At 68.9% G+C, this 12,445-nt stretch carries 13 protein-coding genes; 7 read left to right on the top strand and 6 right to left on the bottom strand.

Annotation, left to right across the window (positions count from 1 at the left end):
* Nucleotides 1–42 precede the first annotated feature (42 nt).
* Nucleotides 43–1,278 (top strand): cytochrome P450, encoded by a 1,236-nt coding sequence (locus LPN01_RS16410; RefSeq protein WP_262829510.1) that lies wholly within the window; start codon nucleotides 43–45, stop codon nucleotides 1,276–1,278.
* 96 nt (nucleotides 1,279–1,374) lie between these two features.
* Nucleotides 1,375–2,373, top strand: coding sequence for an endonuclease/exonuclease/phosphatase family protein (locus LPN01_RS16415; protein ID WP_262829497.1), 999 nt, complete (start codon nucleotides 1,375–1,377; stop codon nucleotides 2,371–2,373).
* A gap of 4 nt (nucleotides 2,374–2,377) precedes the next feature.
* Here the strand turns inward: LPN01_RS16415 and LPN01_RS16420 are convergent, their stop codons facing one another.
* Complete coding sequence (locus LPN01_RS16420; RefSeq protein ID WP_262829498.1) at nucleotides 2,378–2,650, bottom strand: hypothetical protein; 273 nt, start codon at nucleotides 2,648–2,650, stop codon at nucleotides 2,378–2,380.
* Nucleotides 2,651–2,751: 101 nt separating this feature from the next.
* Here LPN01_RS16420 and msrB point away from each other — a divergent pair, with 101 nt between their 5' ends.
* Nucleotides 2,752–3,261, top strand: coding sequence for a peptide-methionine (R)-S-oxide reductase MsrB (msrB, locus tag LPN01_RS16425; RefSeq protein ID WP_262829499.1), 510 nt, complete (start codon nucleotides 2,752–2,754; stop codon nucleotides 3,259–3,261).
* 6 nt (nucleotides 3,262–3,267) lie between these two features.
* Here the strand turns inward: msrB and LPN01_RS16430 are convergent, their stop codons facing one another.
* Nucleotides 3,268–3,810 (bottom strand): CHAP domain-containing protein, encoded by a 543-nt coding sequence (locus LPN01_RS16430; protein ID WP_262829500.1) that lies wholly within the window; start codon nucleotides 3,808–3,810, stop codon nucleotides 3,268–3,270.
* A 419-nt stretch (nucleotides 3,811–4,229) separates the two neighbouring features.
* Here LPN01_RS16430 and LPN01_RS16435 point away from each other — a divergent pair, with 419 nt between their 5' ends.
* Both LPN01_RS16435 and LPN01_RS16440 read left to right on the top strand, forming a co-directional pair.
* Entirely contained in the window at nucleotides 4,230–5,375 is a 1,146-nt protein-coding gene (locus LPN01_RS16435; RefSeq protein ID WP_262829501.1) for an acyl-CoA dehydrogenase family protein, read from the top strand.
* 119 nt (nucleotides 5,376–5,494) lie between these two features.
* Nucleotides 5,495–6,283, top strand: a complete 789-nt coding sequence (locus LPN01_RS16440; protein WP_262829502.1) for an SDR family oxidoreductase — start codon at nucleotides 5,495–5,497, stop codon at nucleotides 6,281–6,283.
* An 828-nt stretch (nucleotides 6,284–7,111) separates the two neighbouring features.
* On the opposite strand, the gene lpdA is transcribed toward LPN01_RS16440, so the two are convergent.
* Genes lpdA through LPN01_RS16460 form a run of 4 tightly spaced genes read right to left on the bottom strand, consistent with a single transcriptional unit; the run spans nucleotide 7,112 to nucleotide 10,491 of the window.
* On the bottom strand, nucleotides 7,112–8,506 hold the full coding sequence (lpdA, locus tag LPN01_RS16445) for a dihydrolipoyl dehydrogenase (protein ID WP_262829503.1): 1,395 nt from the start codon (nucleotides 8,504–8,506) through the stop codon (nucleotides 7,112–7,114).
* A gap of 29 nt (nucleotides 8,507–8,535) precedes the next feature.
* A complete protein-coding gene (locus tag LPN01_RS16450; RefSeq protein WP_262829504.1) occupies nucleotides 8,536–8,919 on the bottom strand; it encodes an acyl-CoA thioesterase in 384 nt (127 codons plus the stop codon).
* The gene (locus LPN01_RS16455) at nucleotides 8,916–9,116 is read right to left on the bottom strand and encodes a hypothetical protein (RefSeq protein WP_262829505.1); all 201 of its coding nucleotides are present in this window, start codon (nucleotides 9,114–9,116) and stop codon (nucleotides 8,916–8,918) included. Before LPN01_RS16455 ends, LPN01_RS16450 begins: the two co-directional genes overlap by 4 nt.
* A gap of 22 nt (nucleotides 9,117–9,138) precedes the next feature.
* Nucleotides 9,139–10,491: a pyruvate dehydrogenase complex dihydrolipoamide acetyltransferase gene (locus tag LPN01_RS16460; protein ID WP_262829506.1), complete on the bottom strand. Its 1,353-nt coding sequence runs from the start codon at nucleotides 10,489–10,491 to the stop codon at nucleotides 9,139–9,141.
* A gap of 111 nt (nucleotides 10,492–10,602) precedes the next feature.
* Here LPN01_RS16460 and LPN01_RS16465 point away from each other — a divergent pair, with 111 nt between their 5' ends.
* Nucleotides 10,603–11,058, top strand: coding sequence for a universal stress protein (locus LPN01_RS16465; protein WP_262829507.1), 456 nt, complete (start codon nucleotides 10,603–10,605; stop codon nucleotides 11,056–11,058).
* A 65-nt stretch (nucleotides 11,059–11,123) separates the two neighbouring features.
* Nucleotides 11,124–12,404 (top strand): M20/M25/M40 family metallo-hydrolase, encoded by a 1,281-nt coding sequence (locus LPN01_RS16470; protein ID WP_262829508.1) that lies wholly within the window; start codon nucleotides 11,124–11,126, stop codon nucleotides 12,402–12,404.
* Nucleotides 12,405–12,445 lie beyond the last annotated feature (41 nt).

The following is a 12,445-nucleotide window of genomic DNA, read 5'->3' on the forward strand; positions in this document are numbered from 1 at the left end:
TCAGTTCGGTATCTCCTGCCCGAAAAGAGCAGGAGAGAGATGATGGCGACCCTGATGCGCGCGGCGGACGCCGGCGTCGATCCGTTCGACGTGAGCCGGGCCGAACTGTACCGCGACGACGTGTGGCAGGCACCATTTGCGCGGTTGCGCGCGGAGGCGCCCGTCTATCGCTGCGAGCACAGCGACTATGGCCCCTATTGGTCGGTCAGCAGCTACAGGCCGATCGTCGAGGTCGAATCGCTGCCCGAGCTCTATTCGTCGGAAGTCGGCGGCATCACGCTCGCCGATTTCATCCCGGAAAGCGACGTGCGCATGCCGATGTTCATCGCGCGCGACCGCCCCGTCCACACCGGCCAGCGCCGCACCGTTGCCCCCGCCTTCACCCCGTCGGAGATGACGCGGATGAGCGGCGACATCCGCCATCGCACCGCCGACCTGCTCGATGCGTTGCCGTGGAACGCGGAATTCGACTGGGTCGACACGGTGTCGATCGAACTGACGACCCAGATGCTGGCGATCCTGTTCGATTTCCCGTGGGAGGACCGCCGCAAGCTGACCTTCTGGTCGGACTGGGCGGGCGACATCGAACTGGTCAAGACCGAGGCATCGCGCAAGCAGCGGCTCGCGCACATGTACGAATGCGGCGCCTATTTCCAGACTCTGTGGAACGCCAAGCTGAACCAGCCGCAGACGCCCGACCTCATCAGCATGATGATCCATTCGGATGCGATGAGCCACATGGATCCGATGGAATTCATCGGCAACCTGATCCTGCTGATCGTGGGCGGCAACGACACCACGCGCAATTCCATGTCGGCGCTGGCCTATGGCCTGGACCGGTTTCCCGACGCCCGCGCGAAGCTGGAGGCGGAGCCGGCCCTGATCCCCAATGCGACGCAGGAGATCATCCGCTGGCAGACGCCGCTCGCGCACATGCGCCGCACCGCGACGCGCGACACCGAACTGATGGGACAGCGCATCCGCGAGGGCGACAAGCTCGCACTCTGGTACCTGTCCGCCAACCGCGACGAGAGCGTGTTCGGGCCCGACGCGGACGCGATCGTCGTCGATCGTCCCAATGCGCGCCGCCACCTCGCCTTCGGGCACGGCATCCACCGCTGCGTCGGCGCACGGCTGGCCGAGATGCAGATCGCGATCCTGCTGGAAGAGATGGCGAAGCGCCGGATGCGTGTGAACGTGCTGGCCGAACCGACCCGCGTCGCGGCCTGTTTCGTCCACGGCTATCGCCGGTTGCCGGTGGAGATCACGCGCTACTGACCCGGCGCATGACGGCGATGTCATCGCCGCTACGATGCCGCGTCATCTCGGATACCGTACGGATCGGACCTACCTGTTGGAGGGGGAGTCCGGTCGGTGCGAATCTCTGCAATCGTCGTCGCGGCGGCCGCGCTGCTGGTCATGGGATCGACCGAGCCGCGGCCCGTCCGCGCGGGCGAACCGGCGAGCGTCCATGCGGCCCCCGCCGCCGGCCCGGTGCGACTGCTGTCGTACAATGTCGAGGGGCTGCCATGGCCGCTGACGCACGGCCGCACCGAAGCCGCCGCGGCGATCGCCGCGCAGCTGCGCGCGCTCCACGACCGGGGCGCGGGGCCGCAGGTGGTCGCCGTGCAGGAGGCCTTCGGCGACGCGCAGAAGGCGATCGGGCGCGACGCCGGCTATCGTTACGCCGCGTTCGGCCCCGCGGCGGACATGCCCGCCGAAGCGGCGACGGCGCCCGGCGACATCGCCTATCTGTCGCGCGCGAGCGTCTGGCGCGGCGAAACCGAGGCCCCGCGCGAGGACAGCGGACTGGCGGTGTTTTCCGACTATCCGATCCTGTGGGTCAGGCGCGTGCCCTTCCCGCGCTACGCCTGCGCGGGCTACGACTGCCTCGCCAACAAGGGCATGCTGGCGGTGGCGCTGCGCGTGCCGGGGCGCGCCGCGCCGCTGATCGTGGTCGACACCCACCTCAATTCCCGGACGGCATCGGGCGTCGACGATATGCGGAGCTTCCATGCCTACCGGCGTCAGGTCGATGCGCTGCGCGGCTTCATCGCGAGCCTCGCGTCGCCGACGACGCCGCTCCTGCTCGCGGGCGACTTCAACGTCGGCAACGACGACGATCGCCAGGCCTACCTGTCGGTCGCGCTGATGCATGGCGACATGATGCGGATCGCGGCGTCGGAGAGCGCCTGCGGCAGCGGATGCCGGCAGATCGCTCCGGTCCCCGGCGTCGTCCGGGCCAAGACGATCGTCGCCAGTCACGGGGCGATCGCGGCGGACGGTCCGGCCAGCGTCTTCGGCACGCGGGACGACGGCACCCGCCTGTCCGATCACATCGGGGTGATGCGCGCCTTCGCCATCGCCGCCTGACCGCTCAGTTGGGCTTGCCCGCCTCCGTCGTAGCGCAGGCACCATCGACCGCGGCGGCGGCAGCACCGACGGCGGCAGGCTTCTGCCGCCCCATCGTCCAGTTCGCCTGAAGCCGGACACGCGGGTTGGGCGCGCACCAGATTTCTCCGGTGTCGTTGATCGCAGTGACCCAGATCAGATTGTGCTCCTGCCCATAGTCGATCACGGCAAAGGCATAGCCGGGGCCCTTGTCGAGCACATGGACGGGCAGCGGCGGGTCAAGTTGTTGGAACGACATGGACAGGGAACCTCGTTTGCTGCGAAGCGCGCCAATCACGCCATTGTTCCGTCGATGTTGGTGGGGATGCGCGGCGTGCCGGGCGATCCTATATCCAAATCATGACGTACGATCCGACCCGCCGCTCGCTCCTGTCGCTCGCCGCCGCCGGCGTGGCCGGCGCCGCCTTGTGGGGCTGTCGCAGCGCCCCCGCCGCTGCCGCAGAACGCTTTCCGGTGCAGATGAGCGACGCGGCGTGGCGCAGGAAACTGGGCGATCCCGCCTGGAACGTGCTGCGTCACGAGGGGACCGAGCGCCCCTATTCCAGCCCGCTCAACGACGAGCACCGCGCCGGCACCTTCCTGTGCAAGGGGTGTGCGACGCCGGTGTTCGCATCGCGCACCAAGTTCGAAAGCGGCACCGGCTGGCCCAGCTTCTGGGCACCGCTGCCGCGCGCGGTTGCGACACGTACCGACGGATCGCTGATGATCGAACGGGTGGAGGTGCATTGCCGGCAATGCGGCGGGCATCTGGGCCACGTCTTCGATGACGGGCCGAAACCGACGGGCAAGCGCTATTGCATGAACGGTGTGGCGATGACGTTCAGGCCGGGCGCCACCAAGGCCGGCTGACCGCGCTTATTCGCCGGCGACCGGGATGACGGGCACCGCGGCGGAGGTCGCGATGACGCTGGTATCGGCGACCGGTGCGGCGTCTACGGCAGGCGCATGGCCCGAATAGATGAAGCCGCTGGTCGGATAGCTGGACGTGCCCAGCCCGCCGAGCGGACCGTACCAGACCTTCACCTCGCTCCAGTCGCCGGCGGCGGAGACGTCGACCGCGCGGACGTCGCGCTCGATGCTGCCGGGGCGCGACCAATTGGCGTGGGTCAGCAGCACCTCGCGGTCGCTGACCACGCGCGAGACCATTGCGACATGACCGACGCGCATCCGCTGCGTCGCCTGGAACGCGAGCACCGCGCCGACCTTTGGCGCGTGACCGCGCTCGTACTTGCCCGCCGCCTGGCCCCACCAGGTGTTGGCGTTGCCGTGGATGTCGATCCCCGAAATCTCGCGGGCATAGGGCGCGCACTGCCAGAACTGCGCGAACGCAGGGGTCGCCGTCATCAGGCCGCACGAAACCACCAGCGCAAAACGCGCTGCCAACGCCTTCAAAGTCATTGCTGACCCCCCGGTCAAATCCGTTCGTCGATGATGTCGCTAGCCGGAGGATCCTGATTATCCAATGACCGCAGGAACCATATGGGACGAACGGTGTTTGCGCGCCGACGAGGCGACGCCGTGTCGATCGGGCACGTCCGGAGCACTGACCCTTTCTTGCAGCTGAACGCCATCGGCGGGCAAGAATCGGTCAGCACCACTGCCGTGGGTGGCCTGCGTTCCCGCGACAAGCCGGCATGGCGCCGGCATGGCCGTCCGCCCGTGTATGTGCCCTCGCGCTATGCCGCGCTGGCATGCGGTATGGACAGCTCGTCAGGATCCCGACGCGTTTTTGAATTTCGGGTTTGCAGGCGGTCGCGCTTCGCTTTACCCATTCAGGCCAATGACCGGCCCTGCCGCGGGGCTTCGGAGAGGATGCCATGGCTCTCGATCCCGACACATTCGACGCGCTGATCGACACCGTTCGCCGCTTCGTCGCCGAACGGCTGCGCCCGCTCGAGGCGGACGTCGAGGCGGCCGATGCCATCCCCGACGCGGTCGTCGCCGAGATGAAGGCGATGGGTCTGTTCGGCCTGTCGATCGCCGAGGACTTCGGCGGGCTCGGCCTAGACATGGTCGAGGAATGCCGCGTCGCGATCGAGATGGGCCGGACGACCCCCGCCTTCCGCTCCACGTTCGGGACCAATGTCGGGATCGGCAGCCAGGGGCTGGTGATGGCGGGCACGCCCGAACAGAAGGCCGAATGGTTGCCCAGGATCGCCAGCGGCGAAATCGTCACCAGTTTCGCGCTGACCGAGCCCGACGTGGGCAGCGATTCGGGCGCGGTGAAGACGCGCGCGGTCCGCGACGGCGACGTCTATCGCCTGTCCGGCACCAAGCGCTACATCACCAATGCCGACAAAGCGCAGCTGTTCACCGTGATGGCGCGCACCGGCGAGGAGAAAGGCGCGCGCGGCGTCTCCGCCTTCCTGGTGCCGCGCGACCTGCCCGGCATCACGATCGGCGAGCCCGAGAAGAAGATGGGGCAGAAGGGCGCCAAGGTCGCCGACGTGCATTTCGACGACGTCCCGGTGCCCGCCGCGAACCGGCTCGGCGCGGAGGGCGAAGGCTTCAAGATCGCGATGCGCGTGCTCGACCGCGGCCGGCTGCACATCAGCGCGGTCTGCGTCGGCGTCGCCGAGCGGCTGATCGCCGACAGCGTCGCCTATGCCGGTGGCCGCAGCCAGTTCGGCCAGCCGATCGCGTCGCACCAGCTAATCCAGGGCATGATCGCCGACATGAAGACCGAAGCGCTGGTCGCGCGCGCGATGGTGCTGGACACCGCGGCGAAGAAGGATCGCGGCGAGGACGTCGTGCTCGAATCCGCCGCCGCCAAGTATTTCGCATCCGAGATGGTCGGTCGCGTCGCCGACAAGGCGGTGCAGATCTATGGCGGTGCGGGCTATATCGCCGATTACGGCATCGAACGCCTGTACCGCGACGTCCGGCTGTTCCGCATCTACGAAGGCACCAGCCAGATCCAGCAGGTCATCATCGCGCGCGAGACGATGAAACGGGGCGGATGACCCCCCTCCCCCATACCGCAATCCGTCATTGCGCGCGTAGCGAAGCAATCAGCCCGGCCAAGATGTCCCGGCCTGCCGCGCTCCGCTCGCGATGACGACCGAACCGTGAAGGATAACCCATGGACACCACCTCTCTCTTCCGGCTCGACGGCAAGGTCGCGCTGGTCACCGGCGGCAGCCGCGGCATCGGCAAGATGATCGCCGCCGGCTTCATCGCGCAGGGCGCCAGGGTCTATATCTCGTCGCGCAAGGCCGCCGCCTGCGACGAGGCCGCGGCGGAGCTCGGCCCGAACTGCATCGCGCTGCCGCAGGACGTCGCCACCGTCGCCGGCTGCAAGGCGCTCGCCGCGCAGCTGGCGGAGCATGAGGACCGGCTCGACATCCTCGTCAACAACGCCGGCGCGGCATGGGGCGTGCCGTTCGAGGAGTTTCCGGAAGCGGGCTGGGACAAGGTCATGGACCTCAACGTCAAGTCACCCTTCTTCCTGACGCAGGCGCTGCACGGCCTGCTGAAGGCGGCGGGATCGCCGCAGCGCCCGGCCAAGGTCATCAACATCACCTCGATCGACGGCCAGCGGCTCAATCCGTGGGAAACCTACAGCTATCACGCGTCGAAATCGGCGCTGATCTACCTCACCAAGCGGATGGCGGCACGACTGGTCCGCGACGCGATCAACGTCACCTCGATCGCGCCGGGCGCCTTCCCGAGCGAGATGAACAAGGCGGCGCGCGACCACGGCGACGCGATCGCGCGCGGCATCCCGTCGGGACGGATCGGCACCGACGAGGACATGGCGGGCGCCGCCATCTACCTCGCCAGCCGCGCCGGCGACTATGTCGTGGGCGAGACGATCACCGTCGATGGCGGCCTCGTCCACGCCGCGCTGGGGACCAGCATCGACGCGTGAGGGGGCGCCCGGGGGGCGGATGCGCGGCGCTCGCCTGCCACGCCTGGCCGACGGGGCATGCGTTTCCCCTGCGCGGCGGACGAAGTCACCCGCACTGCCGTCATCCCCGCGGAGGCGGGAATCCATAGACGTAGACGGTGCGCACCGAGCCGAAACGCCGGCGTGTATGGATCCCCGCCTCCGCGGGGATGACATTCAAGGAGGGAGTGGCGGCAATCGGCTCTCCCGCACGCGTGCGCTATCGCGGCAGAACGTGCGCCCTCCGGAGTATGGCATACCGTCCGCAATGCTGCATCCCTGCGGCGGGGGCAAACACTCCTCCAGTGCCGTCATCCCCAGGTAGGCGAGCGCATCCGCCCATCAATGCCGTCATCCCCGGGCAGGCGGGGATCCATGGACGCTGACGGTGCGCGCCGAGCCGAAACGCCGGCGTGTATGGATCCCCGCCTCCGTGGGGATGACATTCAAGGAGGGAGTGGCGGCAATCGGTTCTCCCGCACGCGTGCGCTATCGCGGCAGAACGTGCGCCCTCCGGAGTATCGTATGCCGTCCGGAATGCTGCATTTCTGCGGCGGGGGCAAACACTCCGCCAGTGCCGTCATCCCCAGGTAGGCGAGCGCATCCGCCCATCAATACCGTCATCCCCGCGCAGGGGGGGATCCATGGACGCTGACGGTGCGGATCCGGCCGAGACGCCGGCTTGTATGGGGCGCCGCCTCCGCGGGGATGACATTTGAGAAGGGAAAGGGGCATCGAACCGAAGGCGCCCCCTTCCCTGCCCTTGCCGGGGCTCGGGAGGGCGGGCTTTCGCCGCCGCTCCCCCGCCTCCTAGAAGTGGATCGCGCGATTGTAGGACGACAGCACGCTTTCGTGCATCATTTCCGACAGCGTCGGGTGCGCGAACACCGTTTCCATCAGCTCGTGCTCGGTCGTTTCCAGCTGGCGCGCGATGACATAGCCCTGGATCAGCTCGGTCACTTCGGCGCCGACCATGTGCGCCCCCAGCAGCTCGCCGGTCTTGGCATCGAACACCGTCTTGACGAAGCCCTCCGCCTCGCCGAGCGCGATCGCCTTGCCGTTGCCGATGAAGGGGAACTTGCCCGCCTTCACCTCATAGCCGGCTTCCTTCGCCTTGGCCTCGGTGAAGCCGACGCTGGCGACCTGCGGGCGGGAATAGGTGCAGCCGGGGATGTTCCAAGTCTCGAACGGGTGCGGGTCCCCGCCCGCGATCTTCTCGACGCAGACGATACCCTCGTGGCTCGCCTTGTGCGCCAGCCACGGCGCGCCGGTGACGTCGCCGATCGCATAGATCCCCTCGACGTTGGTGCGGCCATAGCCGTCGACCTTGATGTGGCCGCGCTCGGTCTCGACGCCCAGTGCTTCCAGCCCGATGTTTTCGGTATTGGGCACGATGCCGATCGCGACGATCGCGTGGCTGAACTCGGTGCTGGTGACCGTGCCGTCGGCGCCCTTGATCGCCGCGGTGACGCCGCCCGCGCCGGGCTCCAGCTTTTCGAGGCCCGATTTGGTGAGGATCTTGATCCCCTGCTTGGTCAGCGCCTTGGTCATGAACTCGCTGACCTCGGCATCCTCGACCGGCAGGATCCGGTCGAGCATCTCGACGATCGTCACGTCCGCGCCCATGTCGTTGTAGAAGCTGGCGAACTCGACGCCGATCGCGCCCGATCCGATGACCAGCAGCTTGGTCGGCATCACCTCCGGCACCATCGCGTGGCGATAGGTCCAGATCGTCTTGCAGTCGGCCTTGGCGAACGGCAGGTCGCGGGCGCGCGCGCCGGTGGCGATCATGATGTGCTTCGCGTCGAGGTCGATCGTCCTGTCGCCCTGCCTGACCGACAGCTTGCCCTTGCCGGTGACCGTGCCGACGCCTTCGAACACCTGGACCTTGTTCTTCTTCATCAGGCCCTTGACGCCCGCGTTGAGCTGCCCCGCCACCTTGCGGCTGCGATCGACGATCTTGCCGAGGTCGAACGAGACATTGTCCGCCTTCAGGCCATAGGCATCGGCGTGGGTCATGTAGTGATAGACCTCCGACGTGCGCAGCAGCGCCTTGGTCGGGATGCAACCCCAGTTGAGGCAGATGCCGCCGAGGCGCTCGCGCTCGACGATGCCGACCTTCAGGCCGAGCTGGCTCGCCCGGATCGCCGCGACATAGCCGCCGGGGCCCGAGCCGAGGATGAGGAGGTCGAAGGTATCAGCCACGTTAGGAAGTCCTTACCGGGGAGGAAGAGTCAGGCCAGCGGCGCGATGCGGCGCGGCTGGCGGTGTTCGTCGGTGGCAACGAAGACGAAGCGCGCCTGCGTCACCTTGCACGCCTCGTCGACGTGGCGGGCGCGGCGCCATGCCTCCACCTCGATCGTCATCGACGTGTTGCCGACCGCGACGAGGCGGGCGTAGACCGACACCTCGTCGCCGACCAGCACGGGGGCGTGGAACTTCATCGCGTCGCAGGCGATCGTCACGGCGCGGCCGCGCGCATGCCGCGACGCGACCGATCCCGCCGCGAGGTCCATCTGGCCCATCAGCCAGCCACCGAAGATATCGCCATACGGATTGGCGTCCGCGGGCATCGCGGTGACGCGGATCGTCGGCGCGTCCGGGGGCAATCCGGTCATCGCCGCCTCCGATCGATCGCACGGGCGCGGCGCAGCGGTCCGACCCCCATCAGCACGGTCGCCAGCATCGCCGCCGCCCCGCACCACCAGATCGTCTCGCGCCCCAGCGGATAGGCCCAGGCCGCGGCCCAGGTCATCGCCACCGCCGCCACCAGTCCGGCAGCGACGTGGAGCAGCTCGATCGCCATCCGGGGCATTGGCGTCCGCGCCACCCCGGCCTCAGGCGAGCATGCCGAGCGGCCGCTCGACCAGCTCCTTGAACGCCTTCATCAGCTGCGCCCCGTCGGCGCCGTCGATCGCGCGGTGATCGAAGCTGCCGGTCGCGGTCATCACCGTCGCGACGCCAAGTTCGCCGTCGACGATATACGGCCGCGCCTCGCCTGCGCCGATCGCCATAATCATGCCCTGCGGCGGGTTGATGACCGCCTCGAACTGCTTGATCCCGAACATGCCCATGTTGCTGATCGACGCGGTGCCGCCCTGGAATTCCTCGGGCTTGAGCTTGTTGTCCTTGGCCCGCGCGGCCAGGTCCTTCACTTCGGTCGAGATCGCCGACAGGCTCTTGGCGTCCGCGCCGACGACGATCGGGGTGATGAGACCCGACGGCGTCGACACCGCGACCGAGATGTCGGCGCGCTTGAAGCTGATGAGCTGGTCGGGCGTGAACATCACGTTGCACTTGGGCACCGCGATCAGCGCCGCCGCCAGCGCCTTCACCAGCATGTCGTTGACCGACAGCTTGACGCCGCGGCTCTCGAGCGAGGCGTTGAGCTCGCCGCGCAGCTTGAGCAGCGCGTCGAGGCGCACGTCCACCGTCAGGTATATGTGCGGCACCGTCTGCTTCGATTCGGTCAGGCGGCGCGCGATCGTCTTGCGCATGTTGCTGAGCTTGGTCGCCTCGTGCGGGATGTCCGGCACGGCGGCGGGCTTCGCCGCAGGGGCGGGCGCGGCCGGCGCGGGTGCGGCGGCGGTGGCGGCGGCGGGCGTCGCTGCCCCGGCCTTCGCGCCCTCGACATCCGCCTTGACGATGCGGCCGTTGGGGCCCGATCCGGTGACGCCGGACAGGTCGACGCCCGTGTCGGCGGCGATGCGGCGGGCGAGCGGGCTCGCCTTCACCCGGCCGCCGGCGGCGGCGGCGGGCGGCGTCGACGGGGCGGCGGCGGCGGCGGGCTTGCCGTGATCCTCGGTCTCGGTCGCGGTGCGTTCGGCGGGCTTCGCCTCGCTGCCGGTCTTGTTGGGGTCGGTCGGCTCGGGACGCCCCTTGAACTGGTCGTCGGCGGGCTGCGGCGTCTCGCTCTTCGACGGCGCGGACACGGCGGCCGCATCCTCGCCCTCCTCGGCCAGGATCGCGATCACCGCGCCGACCTTCACATTGTCGGTACCCTCGGCGATCAGGATCTTGGCGATGACGCCTTCGTCCACCGCCTCGAATTCCATCGTCGCCTTGTCGGTCTCGATCTCGGCCATGATGTCACCGCTCTTGACGGTGTCGCCTTCCTTGACGAGCCACTTGGCGAGCGTGCCCTCTTCCATCGTCGGCGACAGCGCGGGCATCTTGATCTCGATCGACATGCAGGTCCTCTTGCCTGGGGAGCAGGTGGCTCCCTTCGCGCGCGCACGGCGAAGGGTCAACCCTTGCGCGTCGCGGAGCCACGGGCCACGTAGCGGAAAAAGGGGTCGGGCATGCGCATTTATCTGGTCGTGATCGACGACAGTCCGGAGGCGGAGATCGCGTTGCGCTTCGCCGCGCGGCGCGCGGTGAAGACCGGCGGCGGCGTCGAGATCCTGACGCTGATCCCGCCGCAGGAGTTCATCGCCTTCGGCGGCGTGCAGGCGACGATCGAGGAAGAGGCGCTGCTGCATGCCGAGGGGCTGGTCGCCGCCGCCGCGGGGACGCTGGTCGCGGAATCGGGACTGAAGCCCGCGATCACCGTCCGCCAGGGCGAAGGGCCCAGGATCATCCGCGAGATCATCGCCGCCAATCCGGACATCGCCGCGCTGGTGCTCGGCGCCGCGCCGGCGGGCGCGCCCGGCACGCTCGTCAGCCATTTCGCCGGATCGGACGCGGGCACGCTGCCCGTCCCCGTCATGATTATCCCCGGTTCGCTGAGCCGCGAGGCGATCGACCGGTTGAGCTGAGCGTTCCGCGACCCCCGGCGAATCAGGGGGTTGAGCGCGGGCACCGGCCGGGCCACACCGATGCCATGGTCATCCTTCCGCTCCTCGCCGCCGCTGCGGCAACCGCCGCCCCCGCTCCCGATCCCGCCCGGCTGAAGGCGAGCGTCACCGCCCTCGTCGGGTTCGGCACCCGCCACACGCTGTCGTCGGCGACCGATCCGAAGCGCGGCATCGGCGCGGCGCGCACCTGGGCCGCGCGACAGTTCGAATCGATCGGGCGCGACTGCGGCGGCTGCATAAAAGTCGAACGGATCAGCCGCAGCTTCACCGGCCCGCGCGCACCGGGCGGCGTCGTGGTCGAGGACGTGCTGGGCATCCAGCCGGGCCGCGATCCCAACCGCGTCATCATCATCGGCGGCCATATCGACAGCCGCGTCACCGACGTGATGAACGCGACCGCCGACGCGCCGGGCGCCAACGACGATGCCTCGGGCGTCGCTCTGGTGCTCGAAACCGCGCGGCTGCTGTCGAAGCGCCGGTTCGACGCGACGATCGTCTACGTCGCCTTCTCCGCCGAGGAACAGGGACTGTGGGGCGCCGAACTGCTCGCCGATACCGCCGCGACGCGGGGATGGCAGGTGACGGCGATGCTCAACAACGACATCGTCGGCAATTCGATCGGCCAGGGCGGCATGCGCGACGCCAATCGCGTGCGCGTCTTTTCCGAAGGCATCCGCGCGTCTGAAGACCTGCCGCAGCAGCAGCGCCGCCGCGGCGAGGGCGGCGAGGACGACGGCCCCAGCCGCGCGCTCGCCAAGACCATCGACGGCATCGCCGACACGATCCCCGGCGGGTTCGACGTCGTTGTCGATCGCCGGCCCGACCGGTTCGGCCGGGGCGGCGACCACGAACCGTTCCTGAAGCGCGGCTATCCGGCGGTGCGCTTCTCGGTCGGGGCGGAAAACTGGGACCGCCAGCACCAGGACCTGCGCACCGAGGGCGGCACCGTCTATGGCGACACGATCGAGGGGATGGACTTCGCCTATCTGGCGAAGGTCACCGCGATCAACGCCGCCACCATCGCACGCCTCGCCGCCGCACCCGCCGCGCCGGCGAGCGTCGGGCTGGTCGGCGACCTGTCGCGCGATACACAGGTCAGCTGGACGCCGGTCGCCGGGGCGGCGGGCTACCGCATCCGCTGGCGCGCCAACGACACCGCCGTCTGGAGCAAGTCGCAGGACGTGCAGGGCAATGCCGCGACGCTGCGCCATGTGCCGGTCGACGACACGTTCTTCGCGGTGTCGGCGCTGGCGGCGGACGGCAGCGAGAGCCTGCCGACGTTCGGGGGTCGGGCACCGCGGCGCTGACCGCCCTGCCCGGCGACGCCGTCACCGCTTGCTGCCGAGCC

Source organism: Sphingomonas sp. A2-49 (genome assembly GCF_025548555.1).
GTDB lineage: Bacteria > Pseudomonadota > Alphaproteobacteria > Sphingomonadales > Sphingomonadaceae > Sphingomonas.

Coding starts and splice junctions, on each gene's coding strand:
- LPN01_RS16410 (WP_262829510.1), top strand. CDS start 43: ATGGCGACCCTGATGCGCGCGGCGGACGCCGGCGTCGATCCGTTCGAC.
- LPN01_RS16420 (WP_262829498.1), bottom strand. CDS start 2,650: ATGTCGTTCCAACAACTTGACCCGCCGCTGCCCGTCCATGTGCTCGAC.
- msrB (WP_262829499.1), top strand. CDS start 2,752: ATGACGTACGATCCGACCCGCCGCTCGCTCCTGTCGCTCGCCGCCGCC.
- LPN01_RS16430 (WP_262829500.1), bottom strand. CDS start 3,810: ATGACTTTGAAGGCGTTGGCAGCGCGTTTTGCGCTGGTGGTTTCGTGC.
- LPN01_RS16435 (WP_262829501.1), top strand. CDS start 4,230: ATGGCTCTCGATCCCGACACATTCGACGCGCTGATCGACACCGTTCGC.
- LPN01_RS16440 (WP_262829502.1), top strand. CDS start 5,495: ATGGACACCACCTCTCTCTTCCGGCTCGACGGCAAGGTCGCGCTGGTC.
- LPN01_RS16450 (WP_262829504.1), bottom strand. CDS start 8,919: ATGACCGGATTGCCCCCGGACGCGCCGACGATCCGCGTCACCGCGATG.
- LPN01_RS16455 (WP_262829505.1), bottom strand. CDS start 9,116: ATGCCCCGGATGGCGATCGAGCTGCTCCACGTCGCTGCCGGACTGGTG.
- LPN01_RS16460 (WP_262829506.1), bottom strand. CDS start 10,491: ATGTCGATCGAGATCAAGATGCCCGCGCTGTCGCCGACGATGGAAGAG.
- LPN01_RS16465 (WP_262829507.1), top strand. CDS start 10,603: ATGCGCATTTATCTGGTCGTGATCGACGACAGTCCGGAGGCGGAGATC.
- LPN01_RS16470 (WP_262829508.1), top strand. CDS start 11,124: ATGGTCATCCTTCCGCTCCTCGCCGCCGCTGCGGCAACCGCCGCCCCC.